We start from the raw sequence: 17,504 nt of genomic DNA, 5'->3' as shown, positions 1-17,504 counted from the left end.
TCAGGCGATCTTCTTGGCCGCGGCCTTGCGGGCGAGGTCCTGCCGGTACTTCTCGGCATCCCAGTCGGTCAGCTGCAGATGCTCTTCCGGTGTCAGCACCCGTACCGGCGCATTGTCCGGGACGCGTGCCAGGACATCGGCGAGGCAGCGGGCCATAGCATCGGCGCCCGGCGTCGCATCCCTGCGCATCAGTATACCCGTTCCGGGAAACAGGATCGAGACCGGCGACGTGCCCAAGCGTGCGACCACTGCAGCGACGTCTTCTCCGTCACGGGCGATGACGGAGCCGGTTCCAAGGAAGATCACGTGGTCCGGGTAAAGGCTGCCCTTGGCCGCCAGGTCCAGGCTCACGGGGTCGGTCGCAGCGGCATGCGCGGCATCGGCCGACGGAAGGCGATAATTCGTACCGTCGGCGAGTTGAGCGAGGCGAGCAGCATCGAGCGCAGGAGCGCTGCGCGGTGCAACACGCAGCCTCGCCTTGACATCCTCAAGCAAGGCCTCCGCCCCCGCCACCGTATCGGCCGCGACGACGAGACCATGATTGCCAAGGATCAGCACGTCGGGCCGCTGGCCGCGATGTTCCGAGATGGCGAGCGCCAGCGGCAAGCCCGGCCGCGCATAAGGCACACAAGCCCAGTTCAACCCCGCGAGGCGCGGGCCAACCTGTTGGACGCAGTCATCGCGCACGGCCTGCGCAATGGTGTCGACGCAATGAACGTGCAGAACCACGCGCTGCGGCATCAGCGCATGCACCGTCGTCTCGATGGACGGCCGCAGGCCCGAGCTGTTGAGAGCAGCGATGGTGAACTGATGCGCCTGTTCGGCAGCGGGATCGATTGCCTCGACGGCCGCGATCAATGGTGCCATTTCCACCGGCACCATGATGTCGCGCTCCAGCGCATGCGCCAGCCAGGTGCCGGAGGCCTTGATCCAGAGCGTACCGCCGACCTTGAGCGAGGTGTTGCCGCCGGCGCCCTGCGTCAGCAGCGGGTCGCCGCCGATGCGGGCAGAGACGGCTTTCAGCTGTTCGAGTTCGGCTTGCCAGCCGGCCGCTTCTGGCATGGCGGCGGTCCTTTCAAATGCGGGGTGAAGTTGGCCGGCAGCGCACTGCCGGCCAACCCCGAAATCAGAAGACGACCGGGGGGATGGCCGTCTCCCGTTTCGATCTCAGAAGTCGAAGTTGTTGATGTTGTCCTTGTTGAAGACGGTCGGCGCGCCGAGCAGGATCTCCGAGCCGTTGATAACGGAGAGATCGCCGAGCTTGCCAGCCTTCACCGAGGTCGCACCGGGAGCCAAAGTGCCGTCGGCAACCGCGCGCAGCACGTAGGCCGCGGCATAGCCGAGGTCGACCGGGTTCCAGAGCACCACCGACTTGACGCAACCGGCACCGACATAGGGCTTCATCGCGTTCGGCGTGGCGAGGCCGACGACGGCGACGCTGCCGCACTTCTTGGCCTGGGTTACGGCGTCGGCAGCGGCCGGCGTTGCCACACTGGTCATGCCGAAGATGCCCTTGAGCTCGTCGCCATACTTGTTGATGAGCGTGTTCGACTGGTTGAAGGACAGGATGTTGTCTTCCTGCGCCTCGACCGTTTCGAGCCACTTCATCTTGGGATGGCACTTGGCCTGGTAGGCGGCCATCTCGGCGATCCAGCGCGCCTGGTTCGGCGTGGTGAAGGTCGAGGTGACGATCGCGAAGGCACCTTCATCGCCGATCTCGGCGGCCATCGAGTCGACCATCGCCTTGGCAATGCCGTTGAACTCGGCCTGGTTGACGAACCACTGGCGAGCGTCGGGCGACGAGTTGGCGTCGTAGCCGACGACGTTGATGCCGGCGCCGAGCGCCTTCTTCAGCACGGGGGCGATGGCGACCGGATCGTTGGCGGCGAACAGGATGCCGTCGACGCCCGAGGTGATGTAGTTGTCGATCAGCGTGATCTGGTCGTCGATATTGGCCTTGGACGGACCGTCGGTCTTGGCGTCCATCGAGCCCATTTCCTTGGCGGCGTCGGCAATGCCCTTGGACGTGGCGTTGAAGTAGCCGATGCCGACCAGTTTCGGCACGTCGACGACCTTGATCGTCTTGCCTTTGCGGTCGGGCGCGTTGGTCGGCTGGCCGCCGTCATAAGGCTTGGCGGCTGCGGTCGCGGGCGTGGCGTCGCAGGCCAGCGGGTTGGTCGGCAGGTCGTCGCCGCCCGTCCAGACAGACTGGGCATTGCTGAGGCTTGTCGAGAACGACAAGGCCAAGAGCGCGGAAAGTACTACGTTACGCATTCCATCCTCCATTGATCGTCCGGACACTGTAGAGCGGCAGTGAAGGACGTTGCTCTCCCTAGGTTCGAGTGCCGCTCCTCTCGAAGAGGTTGCTGGCGAGGATCGCCAGTATAAGTACCGCGCCGATCAGCATGATCGTGCCGTCACCCTTGATGCCGGCAAGCGACAGGCCGTTCTTCAGCGCCTGGATCAGGCAAAGTCCGATGATGGTGCCGATGATCGTTCCGCGCCCACCGAAGATCGAAGTACCGCCAAGCACCACCGCGGTGATGGCGTCGAGCTCGATGCCGGTGCCCATGTCGGAGCGCGTCGTAGAGACGCGGGAGACGAAGATGACGGCGGCAACGGCTGCGGCGAAGCCCGACGCGGTGTAGAGCGCCAACTTGGTCTTCTCGACCGACAGGCCGGAGAAACGGCTGGCGACCTCGTTGGAACCGACCGCGTAGACCGTGCGGCCCCATGTCGTATAGGCAAGGATGACCGAGGCAACGACGGCCGCGAACAGCAGGACCCACAGTTGCGTCGGCACGCCGAGCACGTCCTTCTGACCCAGCACGTAGAACCATTCGGGATAGCCGCGCACCGAGCGTGCCTGGCTGATACCCTCGGCGAGGCCGCGATAAAGTGCGAGCGTGGCCAGCGTGGCGATCAGCGGTGGCACGCGGAAGCGCGTGATGATGACCCCGTTGACGAAGCCGGCAAAGGTTCCCGCTGCAATGGCGGCGGTAGCCGCGACCGGCAGTGGCAGGCCAACATTCTGCCAGAACACACCGGTCAGGATCGCCGTCAGGCCAAGGATCGAGCCAACCGACAGGTCGATACCGCCGGTAGCGATGACGAAGGTCATGGCGATCGCGATCAGCCCGATCTCGGTCATCAGCCGCCCCTGGTTGAGCAGGTTGTCGACTGTGAAGAAGCGGTCCGACTGGAACGACAGGACGATCAGGACGACGACCAGCAGCAGGGCCAGGAAGGTTTCGTGACGGATGAGGGATTTCAGCTTCATCTCATGCCCCTCTGCCGCGACGGCGCAGCATGTCGGCCAAAACGGTTGCCAGGATCAGCAGGCCGATGACGGCGCGCAGCCAGTAGGCCGAGACGTTGACGAAGATCAGCGCCGATCCGATGGTGGCGAACAGGATGGTCGCCAGCGTCGAGCCGATCACCGTGCCCGAACCACCGAGGATCGACACGCCGCCGATGACGGCAGCTGTGATGACGGTCAGCTCGAGATTCGGTGGTACGGTCGACTGGATGACCTGCAACTGGGTGGCGAACAGGATTGTTGCAAGACCGGCAAAGGCGCCGTGGATGACGAAGACGGCGACGGTTCGGCGCGCAATCGGGATGCCGGTGGCAAGGGCCGCCTCGGCATTGCCGCCGATGGCATAGAGCGAGCGGCCGAAGGCGGTATAGCGCATCCAGAATGCGGCAAGCAGCGTCAGCACCACCATGAACACCAGCGGCACCGGCAGTCCGAAGATCTGCTTCTGGGCGATCAGGTAGTCGGGCGGCAGGTCGGTGATCCAGGTACCGCCGGTGACGCTGATCAGGCCGCCGCGAAGAATGGACAGCGCGCCGAGCGTCACGACGATGGATGGTATCCTCGCATAAGCAACGAGGATGCCGATGATGGCATTGACCGCCATGCCGACAACAACCGGCGCCAGCCAGGCGAACCAGATCGGATAGCCCGCGACCGCAAGCGACCCCGAGATTGTCGCGAGCACGCCGATCAGCGCGCCGACCGAAACGTCGATGTTGCCGGTGACGATGACCATCGCCATGCCGATGGCGGCAACCGCGATATAGGCATTGCCGGAGAAGATGGTGGTCAGATTGTTGGCGCTGATGAAGCGCGGATTGACCATCGTGACCACGGCAAACAGGACGACGATGGCGGCAAGCACCACAATCTCCTGGCCGTATTCGGCGAAAAGCCGCTTGAAGAAGCCGGGGCGCTGAGGGGCCGTGCGTGAGCGGGCGGTCGCTTCGACGGTCGTCGTCATCATGCCGCCTCACCGCTGCGATGCGCGGTCATGGCGGCGCCGACGCGCTCGGGCGTGGCGTCGGCGCGGTCGATCTCGCCGGTGATCTGGCCGCCGCTGATCACCAGCACGCGGTCGCTCATGCCGAGCACCTCAGGCAGCTCGCTCGAAATCATGATGATGGCCACGCCCTGTTTCACGAGCTCTCCCATAATGGTGTGGATTTCGGCCTTGGCCCCGACATCGACGCCGCGCGTCGGTTCGTCGAGGATCAGCACCTTGGGCATGGTCTCCAGCCATTTGGCGATGACCACCTTCTGCTGGTTGCCGCCAGAGAGTTCGCCGACCGGCTGACCGATGTTGCGGCAGCGGATGCTGAGCCGCTTGACCGCGTCCAGCGCGCGCTGTGCCTCCTCGCCGGCCTTGATGAAAATGCCCGACGACAGCCGCTCGATGGTTGCCATCGAGACGTTCTTGCGGATGGCCATGGCCTTGACGAGACCCTGCAGGCCCCGGTCCTCCGGCACATAGGCGATGCCCAGATCGCGCGCCTGGCGTGGCGATCCGATGCGCACCGCCTTGCCTTCCATTTCGATCTCACCCGACGTTGCCGGCGTCATGCCGAACAGGGTCAGTGCAAGTTCGGTTCGACCGCTGCCGACCAGACCGGCAATGCCGAGGATTTCGCCGCGCCTCAAAGCAAACGAGATGTCGCGCACATGACGGCCGTGATTGAGCTTCGTCACCCGAAGCACGGTGCCGCCGATGCTGGCCTGCGCTTTCGGGAACAGGCTTTCGATCGAGCGGCCGACCATCATCGACACGAGCTGGTTCTCGTCGACCTCGCCGATGTCCCTGGTGGCGACATGGGCGCCGTCGCGCAGCACGGTCACGCGATCGGCGAGCGCAAAGATCTCGGGCATGCGATGGCTGACATAAACGATGCCGACTCCACGTTCGCGCAACTGCCTGACGACTGCCATAAGCCGCTGGACATCGGACTCGACCAGCGACGCGGTCGGCTCGTCCATGATCAGGATGCGGGCATTCTTGCTCAGCGCCTTGGCGATCTCGACGCGCTGGCGCTGGGCGACCGACAGGCTCAGAACCTTGGTGTCGACGTCGAGGTCGAATGTGTCGAGCTGGTCGAGCAGATCGCGGGTACGGCGGCGCACCTCGGCCCAGTCGATGATGCCCGTGGCCGTGCGCGGATAGTTGCCGAGGAAGACGTTTTCCGCCACCGACAGCTCGGGAAACAAAAGCAGCTCCTGGTAGACGGTGGCAATGCCCGCCGCGCCGGCGTCGCGCGTCGTGGAGAATTTCAACTCCCTGCCGTCAACGGTGATGGTGCCGGCGTCTGGCGTATAGAGGCCGGACATCATCTTGATCAAAGTCGACTTGCCGGCGCCGTTTTCGCCCAGCAGCGCATGCACCTCGCCGGGGCGGACGTCGAAGCTGACGTCCTTCAGCACCTTCACGCCGCCGAAGGACTTGGACATGCCGGTGAGGCTGACATAGGCGGTCGAATTGCTCATCGGCTCGCCTCCTTCGCATCAGGCCTTGCCGCCCTGGCAGCGGCGCGCGCGCCGTCGGCCAGTTCGCGCCAGCGAGCGCGGTAAGTGTCGAGACCGGGAATCTGGCTCGCCGACACCGGCACGGTCTCGTCTCCGAACGGCTTCAGGCCAAGCGCCTTGAAGGCCAGTGCCGCGGCGCCCGTTGCCGACCCTTCGCTCATCATCGAACGCACGACCGTCTGCGTCGGGCGCAATTGCGCCAGCATGGCGGTGAACAGGTCGATCTTCGCCAGGCCACCGTCGATGACCAGGAGATTTTCCGACTTGATCAGGTCGAGCGACAGGTCGGTCATCATGGCGACATAGAGTGCGGCGACCGCCGCCCTCTCCTCGCCGCTGACGTCGCCGCCGACGATATGTCCCTTCGTCTCGGGGAAAGGTCCGCCGGCCGCCCATGACGGCATGGCGAAGATGCCACGCTCCATCACGCGCTCGACTGCGGCCTGTGAGATCGACTTGTTCCAGTTGTCGCTGATGAGGTCGTATTCGCGCCCGCCCATGAAGCGCAGCGACGGCGCCGGTTCACCATTGACCGTCACATTGGCGATCATGTCGCGCTCCTGGTCGAGCGCGCCGAGCGGACAGTCGAGATTGATGATGATGACCCAGGTGCCGGTCGAAACCAGCGTGAAGTCGTGCAGCCCGGTCATGCGGTAATAGGCCAGCGCCGCGTTGGAATCATGCACGCCGTTATGCACGGCGATCGCCCGGGTGCTGCCATCCGCCATGGTGACGCTGGCCTCTCCGACGATCGCACCTGCCGGCGCTATCGCGGGGAAGCGATCACGCCAGCCGAGCCGCTCGACCAGCGAGCTGTAGTCTCGCTCGAGCGGTGCCCAAAGCTGGCTGTGCGCACCGAGATAGGACCATTCGGAAAGCTTGCGCCCGCTGAAGCGCCAGACCCAATATTGCGGATAGCACAGGATCGCCTCCGTGGAGGCGAACGCTTCGGGTTCTTCGACCTCAAGCCAGTAGATATGACGGGCGATGGAGAAGCCCAGCGGCAGCCAGGGCGTGTAGGTCTCGGAGAAGTTTGGCAGGATCGGGTCGATCTTGCCGGCAATCGCCTCCGGCAGTTCCTGTTCATAGTCCAGGATCGGATGCAGCAGCTCATTGCCGCGCACCAGCGCAAAAGCGCATCCGTGAGCGGAGACCATCATCCGGGTCACGTCATGGGCCGCTGCAACCTCGGCCAGCTCATGGTTCATCCAGGAAAACAGGCGCTCGTCGTCGAGCACGCTCTTTCCGCGATAACTATGCCAGTCCGGCTTGGTGCGGCGTTCGTCGAGCAGCGTGCCATCGGGCGAGAACACGAACAGCTTGGAGTTCGTCTTGCCGAGATCGAAGACCGCCAGCGCCCCGCTCATGCCCCGCCCCCGTTGGACGCGATGCGCAGTGCGATACCCGCGCCCTCGAGCATCTTGGCATGCTGATCAGACAGGCCGTCATCGGTGATGACCATGGCCAGCCGTGTCAGCGGCAGGGCGACGTTGCGCGCATGGATAGTGAACTTGCGGCTGTCGGCGAGGACGACGATCTGGTCGGCGTTGTGACTGAGCTCCTGGATCGAGCGCACCATCAGCGGATGCGATTCGAGCAGGCCGTCCGGGCTTATGCCCTGCGCGCCGAGGAAGAACTTGGAGGCATAGAAATTGATCGGCTGCGACGGCGAATAGATGACCCTTGGCTCGCGATGCAATTCGCCGCCCGCCAATGTCAGGCTGCACTTGCCGTGCTCGCCGAGATAACCCGCCAAAGGCATGGAGTTGGTGAACAGGCGGACATTGCGGTCGGCCAGCTTGACGCCGAGATGGAAGCAAGTCGAACCGCCGTTGACGATGACCGCGTCTCCGTCCGCAACCATGGTCGCGGCCAGTTCGGCGATCAGGCGCTTGGGCTCGACGGCCAGATCACGGTTCTCGTCATAAGGCCGCGCAAACGCCGTGCCTTGCGCCGCGCCATCAAGTGCCGAGATGCCGCCATAGACCTTGCGGGCACCGCCGGCCTCGTCGATCTTGTCGATGTCACGCCGCACGGTGGCTGCGGAAACGCCTAGATGCTCTTGCAGATCACGCACCGACGCAAAGGGCCGGTCGCGCAAAAGCTCGACGATCTGTCGCTGGCGGACCAGGTCGTTCACGAAAACACCTCCCATGGCTTCGCGAAAAGGCAGTGCCATGAGCTAACTTACGCAAATCCAATTGATGCGCAAGCGAATTGTGACGAAAATAGCTCATATCGCGCTGCAACTAGATCATGATGCGGCGCACAATGATCAACTTCAATCTTTTTGCGATTGACAAACCGCACGGCTTGGCCTGATTTTACGGCCAAACGAGAGCGGCGCCCGATCTCGCGCCGGGAGGAATCCGACATGCCCGACACCAACGCCACGCGGCTTGCAAATCTGTGGGACGACGCCAGGGCGGCCGCCATGAGCGAGCCGGAGCGGCTGGTCTATCGCTCCAACATCCTGGGCTCGGACAAGCGTGTCACCAACTATGGTGGCGGCAACACCTCGTCCAAGATCATGCAGAAGGACCCGCTGACGGGCACAGAAGTCGAGGTTCTGTGGGTCAAGGGTTCGGGCGGCGACAGCGCGTCGATCAAGCTCGACGGTTTCGCTACGCTCTATATGGACAAGCTGCGCGCGCTGAAGGGGCTCTATCGTGGCCTCGCCCATGAGGACGAGATGGTCGGCTACCTGCCGCACTGCACCTTCAATCTCAACCCGCGCGCTGCCTCCATCGACACACCGCTTCACGCCTATGTTCCAAGGGCTTACGTCGACCACATGCATCCCGACGCGATCATCGCGATCGCGGCCGCCAAGGATTCACAGGCTCTGACATCAAGAATCTTCGGCGACGAGATCGGTTGGCTGCCGTGGAAGCGCCCGGGCTTCGAACTCGGGCTCTGGCTCGAAAAATTCTGCCTGGAGAACCCTTCGGCCAAGGGCGTCGTGCTCGAAAGCCATGGCCTGTTTACCTGGGGCGACACGCCCAAGGCGTGCTATTCCACCACCATCGACACCATCAACAAGGCGATCGGCTGGTTCGAAAGCGAGGCAAGGGGCAAATCGGCTTTCGGCGGCGCGGTCGCGACGTCGCTGCCGGCAGACGATCGCCGGGCTTTCGCAGCACAGCTGATGCCGCGCATCCGCGGCATGATCTCGCAGCAGGGCGTGCGCAAGCTCGGTCATTTTGACGACAGCGATGCCGTGCTCGAGTTTGTCAACTCGCGCCATCTGCGCGATCTCGCGGCCCTCGGCACCTCCTGCCCAGATCATTTCCTGCGCACCAAGATCAGGCCGCTGGTGATCGACTTCGATCCTGCGAAGGCTGATGTGGACACAGTGATTGCAGCGCTGCCCAAGGCACTGGACGATTACCGTGCCGGCTACCAGGCCTATTACGATCGCTGCAAGCACGCAGACTCGCCTGCCGTGCGCGACCCCAACGCCGTGGTTTACCTGATGCCAGGCGTCGGCATGTTCACCTTCGCCGCAGACAAGGCAACGGCCAGGATCTCCAGCGAATTCTACGTCAACGCCATCAATGTCATGCGCGGTGCCTCATCGGTGTCGACCTATGTCGGCCTGCCCGAGCAGGAAGCCTTCGACATCGAGTACTGGCTGCTCGAGGAGGCCAAGCTGCAGCGCATGCCCAAACCCAAGTCGCTGGCAGGCCAGATCGCCTTCGTCACCGGCGGTGCCGGCGGCATCGGCAAGGCGACGGCCGTCAGGCTTCTGCGCGAAGGCGCCTGCGTCGTCATCGCCGACATTGACGAGGCCGCACTTGCCACCGCGCATGACGAACTCGGCAAGGCATTCGGCAAGGACTTCGTGCGCCCGGTCCGCCTCGACGTCACCGACGAAACAGGCGTGGCCTCGGCCTATGCCGACAGTGCGGTCGAATTCGGCGGCACGGATATCCTGGTCTCGAATGCCGGCATCTCGTCCTCGGCGTCGATCGAGGACACGGAACTCGCCATGTGGAACCGCAACATGGACATCCTCGCCAAGGGCTACTTTCTGGTGTCGCGCGAAGCGTTCCGACTGTTCAAGCGGCAGCAGATCGGTGGCAACATCGTCTTCATCGCCTCGAAAAATGGACTGGCCGCCTCACCCAATGCAGCAGCCTACTGCACGGCCAAGGCGGCCGAGATCCATCTCGCGCGCTGCCTGGCGCTCGAAGGCGCGGAGCATCAGATCCGGGTCAACACCGTCAATCCTGACGCCGTGCTGCGCGGCTCAAAGATCTGGACCGGAGAATGGCGCGAGCAACGCGCGGCAGCCTACTCGATGCAGCCCGACGACCTCGAGGAGCACTATCGCAAGCGCTCGATGCTGAAGCGCTCGGTCTTTCCCGAGGATATCGCAGAGGCGGTCTACTTCCTTGCGTCCGACATGTCGGCGAAGTCGACCGGCAACATCATCAACGTCGATGCCGGCAACGCACAGAGCTTCACCAGGTAGTGCTCGTTAGAATTCCCTGAGCCGGCAAAAGGGCGGCAAAAAAGTCAGCACCTGCCGGCTCCCGGTTTCGTGGGGGGTTTGACTGCGGTCGGATGACCGGAGTTGTGACCTGCCGCCTGGCAGCAGGTCATCGTCGATTTCAGTCGGGCATTTTCCGTCTCCAATGTTCGTCGGCCGGCTCATGCGGTCGTGGCAGCCATGTCGTTCGTAGCGAAGTCGTGAACCTCGAGCAGCTCGACGCCTATCTTGCAAAAGGTGCACAGGCAGTCGTCTGCAGACGGTTTATCGATGCGAACGGTCAGGCCATCCCCGGAGAGATCGACCATCGCATGATCGGCATCGCGCTCGACGACATGCGCGGCAAGGAAATGGGCCTGCTCACCTCGTGCGGAACTGACAGAGTGCTTGCAATTCGCGCCACGCTGAATGGTGGATTTGCAACGCACCTGGCCACATGCGCGAAAACCGCTGAAGCGCTGATCGACCTGGCATAAGGCCGCAACTTGATCTGACGTTTCCGTGCTGTCGGGCCGCCAAATCCAAAACAAAGTGATTGGCTGGCGGGTAAGACGACGAGGGCGCCCGGGCAGATGCTTGCACGCCGCGTTCCAACGTCACGTTCGGCGCGCCGGCGGATGTCAGTCCGCGCTGAGGCCATGCAAGGTCGAAAGCAGGCCGATCAATCGTGAAAGCCGACGGATCAGCCCGCAAGGCGCGCACGAAACAACGTGCAGCCGTCCGCCAGGCGCGACCTGGATATATCCCCGAATCCAGCCTCGGTCATCCACGCGCGATACTGGCCTTCGGTGTACGATTCGCCGTGGCGATAAAGGTTCAAGAAGGTGAGGTTCAGAAAGACACCTTCAGGCGGGCCGAGGCGGTCGTCGTCGACGACACCCCAGCCCGCAATCGCGATCTCGCCTCGTGGCGTGAGGCAATGCGCCGCGTTCGGCGTGCCTGATCAGGCGGAAGGACCTGAACGACGGCTTTCAGGATCGCCAGATCGTGCCGACCGGTTGATGGCGCAACGGTGATGTCCCCCTCTTCGACAACCACGTCATCGACACCATACTCCGACAGGATTTCTGGCGCGGCCGCTGCAACCGTTGGAAGCTCCATCAGTGTCGCCGCGATCTGCGGCCATCGCTCGCGAAGCCCGACGAGGGTGGTCCCGGGGCCTCCGCCAATGTCGATCACCGATCCGATCGCGGAGAGGTCAATCTCCTGGGCCAGGTATCGGCCGAAAATTACGGCGCCTGGCGCCAGCTTTCGGCTGAATGCCGCAGCGGCCTCAGGCCCCGCTTGCGAAAAGTCGTGCAGTGCAGCCGGCCGGTTCAGTCGCAGCGACTCTGCGGTCAGCAGGTCGGCTCCCCAGAGCTCGCGCAAGAGCGCATGATCACCGCCACGATAGGTCTTCTTGGATGCGTCAAGAAAAGCCGACGCTTCGGCTCCATTGCGAAATCGACCATCCTCGACTTCGAGTAGACCGATGCTGGCGAGCGCGTAGAGGAGCCGCGACAGACGATCGGGGGCGATGTTGAACAGGGCTCCGAGATTGTCAGCCGTCAACGCGCTGTCCCCGAGCTGGGTGAAGATGCCAAGGTCCAAACCGGCGCGAAGCGCCAAGGCACGAGGCACCGCTGCGATCACGTCGTCGATCCGGTCAGAACCTACCATCTCACGTCCCCTGCGCACCCCAGGATCACGGTTGAAGCAGATCGGGTTCAACCGTGGCAACCCCAACAAGCAGCGGCCAGAAATTGTGTCCCAAAGCGAAGGGCATAGCGTATCTCAGCTGTGCGGTTACCTTCGCCTTTTGCACCTAAAGCGCACAGCCTGTCGAACACATCAAATGAACGATAATGTTGCATTATCATTCATTTGATGGCCTACTGCCGAAATGGCCTCTAACGTCGAGCAAAACCCGGAAAACCATATCAAACTGCGTTCGCCTCGACGAGAGAGCAGCCCTGAAAACGCTATTCTGGGTAAAAATCGCCGTCATGACGATGTTTCCGTCGATGAACTGCCCGACATTGTCGATGTCGTGATGGCAATGGGCCGGCAGGCGGAGGCGGCCATCGAGCCCGGCGCTGTCGTCGACGGCGGAGGCACCTCTCCTGCCCTCGCGTCCGACGAAGTCTCGCCCGTCGGCCGCCTTCCGGGCCAGCTCGATGAGCTTGCCGAGCGTGCGCGCGGTTATGTAAAGGCGGCCAGTTCCGCCAACACCCGCCGCGCCTACGCCGCCGACTGGAAGCACTTTTCCGACTGGGCCCGGCGCCAGGGTTTTGCCACCATGCCGCCGGATCCCGAGACCGTCGGGCTCTACATCACCGCGCTCGCTTCCGGCGCCGGCATCGGCGACAAAAAATCCGTGTCGACCATCGAACGACGGCTCGCGTCCCTGAGCTGGAACTATGCCCAGCGCGGGACAGAAAAGCTCGACCGGAAACACCGTGCCATCGCGACCGTCATGGCCGGCATCCGCAATGCCCACGCCCGCCCTCCCCGGCAGAAGGAAGCGCTCCTGCCCGAAGATCTGATCGCCATGCTGGAGACGCTCGAACGCGGCACGTTGCGGGGCTTGCGCGACCGCGCCATGCTGCTGCTCGGCTTTGCCGGTGCGCTGCGCCGCTCCGAGATCGTTGGCCTCGATTGCGGCCGCGATCAGACCCAGGATTCTTCGGGCTGGATCGAGATCTTCCCCGGCAAGGGCATATTGGTCACCTTGCGTGGCAAGACCGGCTGGCGCGAGGTTGAGATCGGCCGTGGATCGGCCGACTCCACCTGCCCTGTCGTGGCCCTGGAGACCTGGCTGAACCTTGCCCGCATTTCCCATGGCCCACTGTTTCGCCGCGTGACCGGTCAAGGCAAAAAGGTCGGCACCGAGCGGCTCAACGACCAGGAAATCGCCCGTCTGGTCAAACGTACCGCCCTTGCCGCCGGCGTCCGCGGCGATCTGACCGAGTCCGAACGGACCGGGCTTTTTGCCGGCCATTCGCTGCGTGCTGGCCTTGCCTCTTCGGCCGAGGTCGAGGAGCGCTACGTGCAGAAGCAACTCGGCCATGCCAGTGCAGAAATGACCCGCAAGTACCAGCGCCGCCGCGACCGCTTCCGCGTCAATCTCACCAAGGCGAGTGGACTCTAGCGCCGTCCCCTCCAATTCCGGAAGTGGACGCATTTGAGAATGCCGCCCCGGTCACATAAAGCACCTCGATGAGGTCCGCGTGCGATTGCCACGGCATATCAGTAGCCCGCCGCAGATCCCTCCCCAAGCAAATTGCTGTGCCTGGTAGAACGCGGCCCGCTTCGGAGTTGTAGCTTCCTCTACCCGCCGCAGCTTCCCCAAGGCAGTGATCGATGTCCCGACCGGAATTCAGCTGCCACCCAGCTTCTGCCCGCCCGGCGTCATCCCGCTTTGGCCTGGACCCCTCCCCTGCCGCGCAGCAGCGCCATGAGCACCGGGCCGATCGAGAATTCACCGGCCCGCGCTTTCGCCGTCAGGCTACGCAGATAGCCGCCCGGGCTGGAAATCGCCTCGCCCTTCTGCAGCATCGCCGCCACCATGATCGCGGCATCCACCGCCCCCATCGCCTCGCAGGCCTGGTTCCAGGCATCCGGACTGACGCCGAGGGCGCCGCGCACCAGATTTGCCGTTTCCACCAGATCCGCCCAGCCCGAAATGCCGTTTCGTGCGTAGTCCGCAATGTCAGGGCAGGCACGCAGCACCATGCCAAGCGGATAACCCGTTGGCGGCTGGCTCCTGGTTTCAGGTTTCACCGCAGCGGCCGTCCCTTGGCCTTTTTCGAGGCCGGGTTCAAATTCATAAGGGTGTGTATTTGAATTCTGTATGTGGCGCTCGGAATGAGACTCATTGGCGCTTGTTTCTTCAGTTTTTACGTGACTTTCCAGCGCCTTGCGTACCTCCTGGGCAAGCGCAGCCAGATCGGCGGCAATCGGTTCGAGCTCGAGCCGGCTCGCCGTGCGTGGAATAGCCGCCACTATGTCACGATAACTGAGATGCAGGCGTGGCCAATCAGCCGCAATGCCCTCCTCGAGGCCGAATGCGATCATCTTGGCGATGTCACGACGCAGGATGGTGATGCGCTCGCGGACGAGCAGAAGCGACCGCCGCTCAGCCCTCACTGCCTCGGCCATGCGCTCGAATTCTTCGGCACGGGCCAGAAGCGGCGTCAGGTCGAAGCCAAAGGCCTGCTCGATCGCACCGTCAAAGCCTTTGCGGGCATAGCGCTTGCCATTGGGGCTGTCGCGGCGCACCACCAGGCCGCAGTCGACGAGCACCGAGAGATGCCGCCTGAGCGTCGCCGGCGCCATGCCATGCGCCCTCAGCGCCAGCTGGGCATTGGACGGAAATACCACCAGCCCCTCCCCTTCCACGAGATCCGTGTCGGGATGGAAGCTCAGCAGCGCGTTGAGAACAGCAAGGGCGCGATCGCTGGCGCCAAGCAATTGCTTGGCCTCGCAGACGGCACGGAACACCTGCCATTTGTTGGAGCTGGCGCCAGGCGCGCAGCTGTCGGCCGCCATCTGACCTGCCACCATGGCAAGCGACAACGACCGCCGCCCAAAGGGCGTCGTCGAGATATGCTCAGTCATCCTTGTTTTACCTCAGTCGAGGCAAGCCGAAGGCATTCCGGAACGCGTCCAGTGGTTGACAAGTCGGCCCGGAAATGATTCTCTCACAATTGCTACATTGATGAGGGCTTCCGGAATGGCAACGTTTCGGGGGCCTTTTTCTTGCCGATTATCCTTCTGTTTCCGATCCTCTACGCGTTGGAACCTACGCTTTACGCTCCATCACCCGCGGGTGGCGCTGCGTTGAGGCAAACGCCCGTGCCGCTGGCTGTGGACAAACCTAGCCTTGCCCGGCCGAGCGGCCACGCTCCTGTTCGAACCTCTCCAACAGCTTGGGCAACTCCTCATCGAGGAAGTCTGCTAACCCATCCGCTGCCTTTTCCAGAAAATCGATCCTGGCTTTGCCCTTGGAAACAGTCAGACTTGCAACCGCCCTGCCCTTGCCATCGCGGATTTCGCGCACGGCGCCGGCGATTGGCTGCGTCTTGCGCTGCAGGTGCATGAACAACATGTTGAAGCGTTCGTCGCTCGTTGCAGCAAGGAAGCGCTGGCTGGTGACCTCGTCGTCGGCCTTGACGCGAGCCGCCTCGCTCTTCAGCAGCTCGGCCAGTGCCATCCAGCGCGGACGGCCGATCTTGGGGGCCGCGCCGATCGCGCGTACGACCTGTTCAGGCACCGCGTCGGCCACCTGCAGGAAGCGCGTCATCTCGGCCTTGTGCAGCGACAGCGCGTCCTGAACGACGGCGCGCTCGAAGCCTCTGGCGATCAGCTCGTGGGCGAACAGCGCCCGCTCGATGAAGGAGAGGTCACGCCGCTCGCTGTTTTCCTTACCCTGGGCGAGCACCAGCTCGACGTCGGAGAGCGGCCGGACGATGGCCAGGACGGGAACGCCGAGCTTTCCGGCAGCGCGCACGCGGCGATGGCCGTAGGCAGTCTGGTAGCGCCCCGGCTTGTCGGGATGCGGCCTGAGCAACACCGGAACCTGCTGCCCAGACGTCTCGATGCTGCTGACCAGCGCGTCGAAATCCGGATCCTGCGCGCCATGGTCGAGCCGGTCGGCGACGAACGACGCCTCGATCAGTGACGCGTCGACCTGGCTTACACGCTCGGCGGCATCGAGGCTTTCCTTGAGCCTGCGTGCCTCCTCGATCTCCTTGGACAGGCCACCGAGCGACAGGCCCATGGCCTTGACGGCTCCAGAGGCGCTGCGCTGGCGCGCGGCATCCGGCTCAGCCGTTTTCGTCTCAGGCGCCTTCTCGGTCGGAGTTGCGGCCACAGGCGCCGGTTCGACCGTACCGAACAGCGCCTTGAGCTGATCCTTGCGGTTCAATGCCATGCCAGCCTCCCTCACGCCGCCCGGTTCCATGCCTTGAGCATCAGGCTCTCGATCTCGCCGTTGACAGCTGTCAACGACTCCATGGCGCGGTCATAGGTGGCACGGCTGAAGCTCTCACGTGACACTTCGTAAAGCGTCTGCTTGGTCAGGCCCGCATCCGAAAAGGCGGTCGACTTGACCAGCGGCGCGGTCAGCACCCGATCGCCGAACAGCGAGCGCAGGAAACCGACGATCTGGGTCTGCGGTCCGTCATTGGGCTCGTAGCGCGTTATCAGGTAGCGCATGAAATCGAAATTCAGCTCGCCGCCGGCCTCCCGCACCACCGACAGAAGGTCGGCGGTCATGAACAGGAACTGGCTCATCGAGGCAACGTCGAGCATCTGCGGGTGAATGGTCACCAGCACCGAGGTCGCCGCGCACAGCGCCGACAGGGTCAGGAAGCCGAGTTGCGGCGGGCAGTCCATGACGACGACGTCGTAATTGTCGGCAACGGTCTGCAGCGCTTCCTGGACACGTGCAAAGAACATCGCCTTGTTGTCGCCGGCCTGCCGCGCCGCCAGCATCTGCGGCGTCGTATGCTCGAACTCCTGAAGCTCAAGATTGCCGGGCACAAAGTCGAGCCCGTCGAAATAGGTGCGGCGGATGATGTCGGTCAGCGGCCGGCGCTCCTCGTCATAGCGGATCGCGCCATAGAGCGTGTCGTTGCCGTCGAGATCGAGTTCCGGCTGGTAGCCCAGCAGTGCCGACATCGAAGCCTGCGGATCGAGATCGATCGCCAGCACCCGGTAACCGGCCAGCGCAAGATGCTGGGCAAGGTGCGTGCTGGTCGTGGTCTTGCCCGAGCCGCCCTTGAAATTGGTGACCGCGATGACCTGAAGGTGTTCGCCACGCCCGGTGTCGCGGCGCGGCAGATAATGGCGCGCCTTGGTGGGGTTCTGCTCGGCCAGATGCCGGCGCAGCCCGTTGATGTCGTCGAGTGCGTAGTAGCGTCGCCCCCCTGCCCCGGTTTCGGGCTGCGGCCCTTCGCCTGCGATAGAGAGCTGGCGCAGATAGCCGTCGGTGACACCGATCAGACGTGCGGCTTCGCCGCTCGAAAACTTGCGCAGGACCTTCTTCGAGGTCGGCGAAAACAGCCGGTCGCGCATTGCCTGCAATTGCGCCGACAACATCTCGGCGTCCCGCGCAATGGCACGATCAGTCGCCATGACCTCGGCCTCGTCGCTCGCGTTTTCCGCCCGTGCTTGAACTGCCCCAACCAA

At 63.6% G+C, this 17,504-nt stretch carries 14 protein-coding genes; 3 read left to right on the top strand and 11 right to left on the bottom strand.

What is annotated here, in order from left to right; all coding sequences use genetic code 11:
- The 7 genes from Amn_RS27615 to Amn_RS27585 form a co-directional block, all read right to left on the bottom strand.
- Positions 1-1,062: a class II aldolase/adducin family protein gene (locus Amn_RS27615; RefSeq protein WP_067967192.1), complete on the bottom strand. Its 1,062-nt coding sequence runs from the start codon at positions 1,060-1,062 to the stop codon at positions 1-3.
- A gap of 105 nt (positions 1,063-1,167) precedes the next feature.
- Positions 1,168-2,274 (bottom strand): autoinducer 2 ABC transporter substrate-binding protein, encoded by a 1,107-nt coding sequence (locus Amn_RS27610; protein ID WP_067967189.1) that lies wholly within the window; start codon positions 2,272-2,274, stop codon positions 1,168-1,170.
- A 58-nt stretch (positions 2,275-2,332) separates the two neighbouring features.
- Positions 2,333-3,280, bottom strand: a complete 948-nt coding sequence (locus Amn_RS27605) for an ABC transporter permease (protein ID WP_286298816.1) — start codon at positions 3,278-3,280, stop codon at positions 2,333-2,335.
- Between the two features lies 1 nt (position 3,281).
- A complete protein-coding gene (locus Amn_RS27600) occupies positions 3,282-4,286 on the bottom strand; it encodes an ABC transporter permease (RefSeq protein ID WP_067967181.1) in 1,005 nt (334 codons plus the stop codon).
- Positions 4,283-5,797: a sugar ABC transporter ATP-binding protein gene (locus Amn_RS27595; RefSeq protein WP_067967180.1), complete on the bottom strand. Its 1,515-nt coding sequence runs from the start codon at positions 5,795-5,797 to the stop codon at positions 4,283-4,285. The genes Amn_RS27600 and Amn_RS27595 overlap by 4 nt, the downstream gene beginning before the upstream one ends.
- Positions 5,794-7,203 (bottom strand): FGGY-family carbohydrate kinase, encoded by a 1,410-nt coding sequence (locus Amn_RS27590; protein WP_286298813.1) that lies wholly within the window; start codon positions 7,201-7,203, stop codon positions 5,794-5,796. The genes Amn_RS27595 and Amn_RS27590 overlap by 4 nt, the downstream gene beginning before the upstream one ends.
- Positions 7,200-7,976 (bottom strand): DeoR/GlpR family DNA-binding transcription regulator, encoded by a 777-nt coding sequence (locus tag Amn_RS27585; RefSeq protein ID WP_067968385.1) that lies wholly within the window; start codon positions 7,974-7,976, stop codon positions 7,200-7,202. Before Amn_RS27585 ends, Amn_RS27590 begins: the two co-directional genes overlap by 4 nt.
- A 234-nt stretch (positions 7,977-8,210) precedes the next feature.
- Here Amn_RS27585 and Amn_RS27580 point away from each other — a divergent pair, with 234 nt between their 5' ends.
- Both Amn_RS27580 and Amn_RS27575 read left to right on the top strand, forming a co-directional pair.
- Complete coding sequence (locus Amn_RS27580) at positions 8,211-10,313, top strand: bifunctional rhamnulose-1-phosphate aldolase/short-chain dehydrogenase (RefSeq protein WP_286298811.1); 2,103 nt, start codon at positions 8,211-8,213, stop codon at positions 10,311-10,313.
- 92 nt (positions 10,314-10,405) lie between these two features.
- On the top strand, positions 10,406-10,807 hold the full coding sequence (locus Amn_RS27575; protein ID WP_286298809.1) for a sugar-binding domain-containing protein: 402 nt from the start codon (positions 10,406-10,408) through the stop codon (positions 10,805-10,807).
- A 355-nt stretch (positions 10,808-11,162) separates the two neighbouring features.
- Here the strand turns inward: Amn_RS27575 and Amn_RS27570 are convergent, their stop codons facing one another.
- A complete protein-coding gene (locus Amn_RS27570; RefSeq protein WP_286298808.1) occupies positions 11,163-11,990 on the bottom strand; it encodes a methyltransferase in 828 nt (275 codons plus the stop codon).
- Positions 11,991-12,213: 223 nt separating this feature from the next.
- Between Amn_RS27570 and Amn_RS27565 the strand changes: the two genes are divergently transcribed.
- Entirely contained in the window at positions 12,214-13,461 is a 1,248-nt protein-coding gene (locus tag Amn_RS27565; protein WP_263008231.1) for a site-specific integrase, read from the top strand.
- Between the two features lie 260 nt (positions 13,462-13,721).
- Here the strand turns inward: Amn_RS27565 and repC are convergent, their stop codons facing one another.
- From repC to repA, 3 genes are all read right to left on the bottom strand, one after another.
- The gene (gene repC / locus Amn_RS27560; RefSeq protein WP_263008232.1) at positions 13,722-14,930 is read right to left on the bottom strand and encodes a plasmid replication protein RepC; all 1,209 of its coding nucleotides are present in this window, start codon (positions 14,928-14,930) and stop codon (positions 13,722-13,724) included.
- A gap of 259 nt (positions 14,931-15,189) precedes the next feature.
- The gene (gene repB / locus Amn_RS27555; RefSeq protein ID WP_263008233.1) at positions 15,190-16,245 is read right to left on the bottom strand and encodes a plasmid partitioning protein RepB; all 1,056 of its coding nucleotides are present in this window, start codon (positions 16,243-16,245) and stop codon (positions 15,190-15,192) included.
- Between the two features lie 11 nt (positions 16,246-16,256).
- Positions 16,257-17,450, bottom strand: a complete 1,194-nt coding sequence (gene repA / locus Amn_RS27550; protein ID WP_182574706.1) for a plasmid partitioning protein RepA — start codon at positions 17,448-17,450, stop codon at positions 16,257-16,259.
- Positions 17,451-17,504: the final 54 nt, after the last annotated feature.

Origin of the sequence: Aminobacter sp. Y103A (assembly GCF_030294925.1) — a bacterium.
Taxonomy (GTDB): Bacteria; Pseudomonadota; Alphaproteobacteria; order Rhizobiales; family Rhizobiaceae; genus Aminobacter; species Aminobacter ciceronei.
This window is presented reverse-complemented; position numbering and strand designations above follow the sequence as displayed.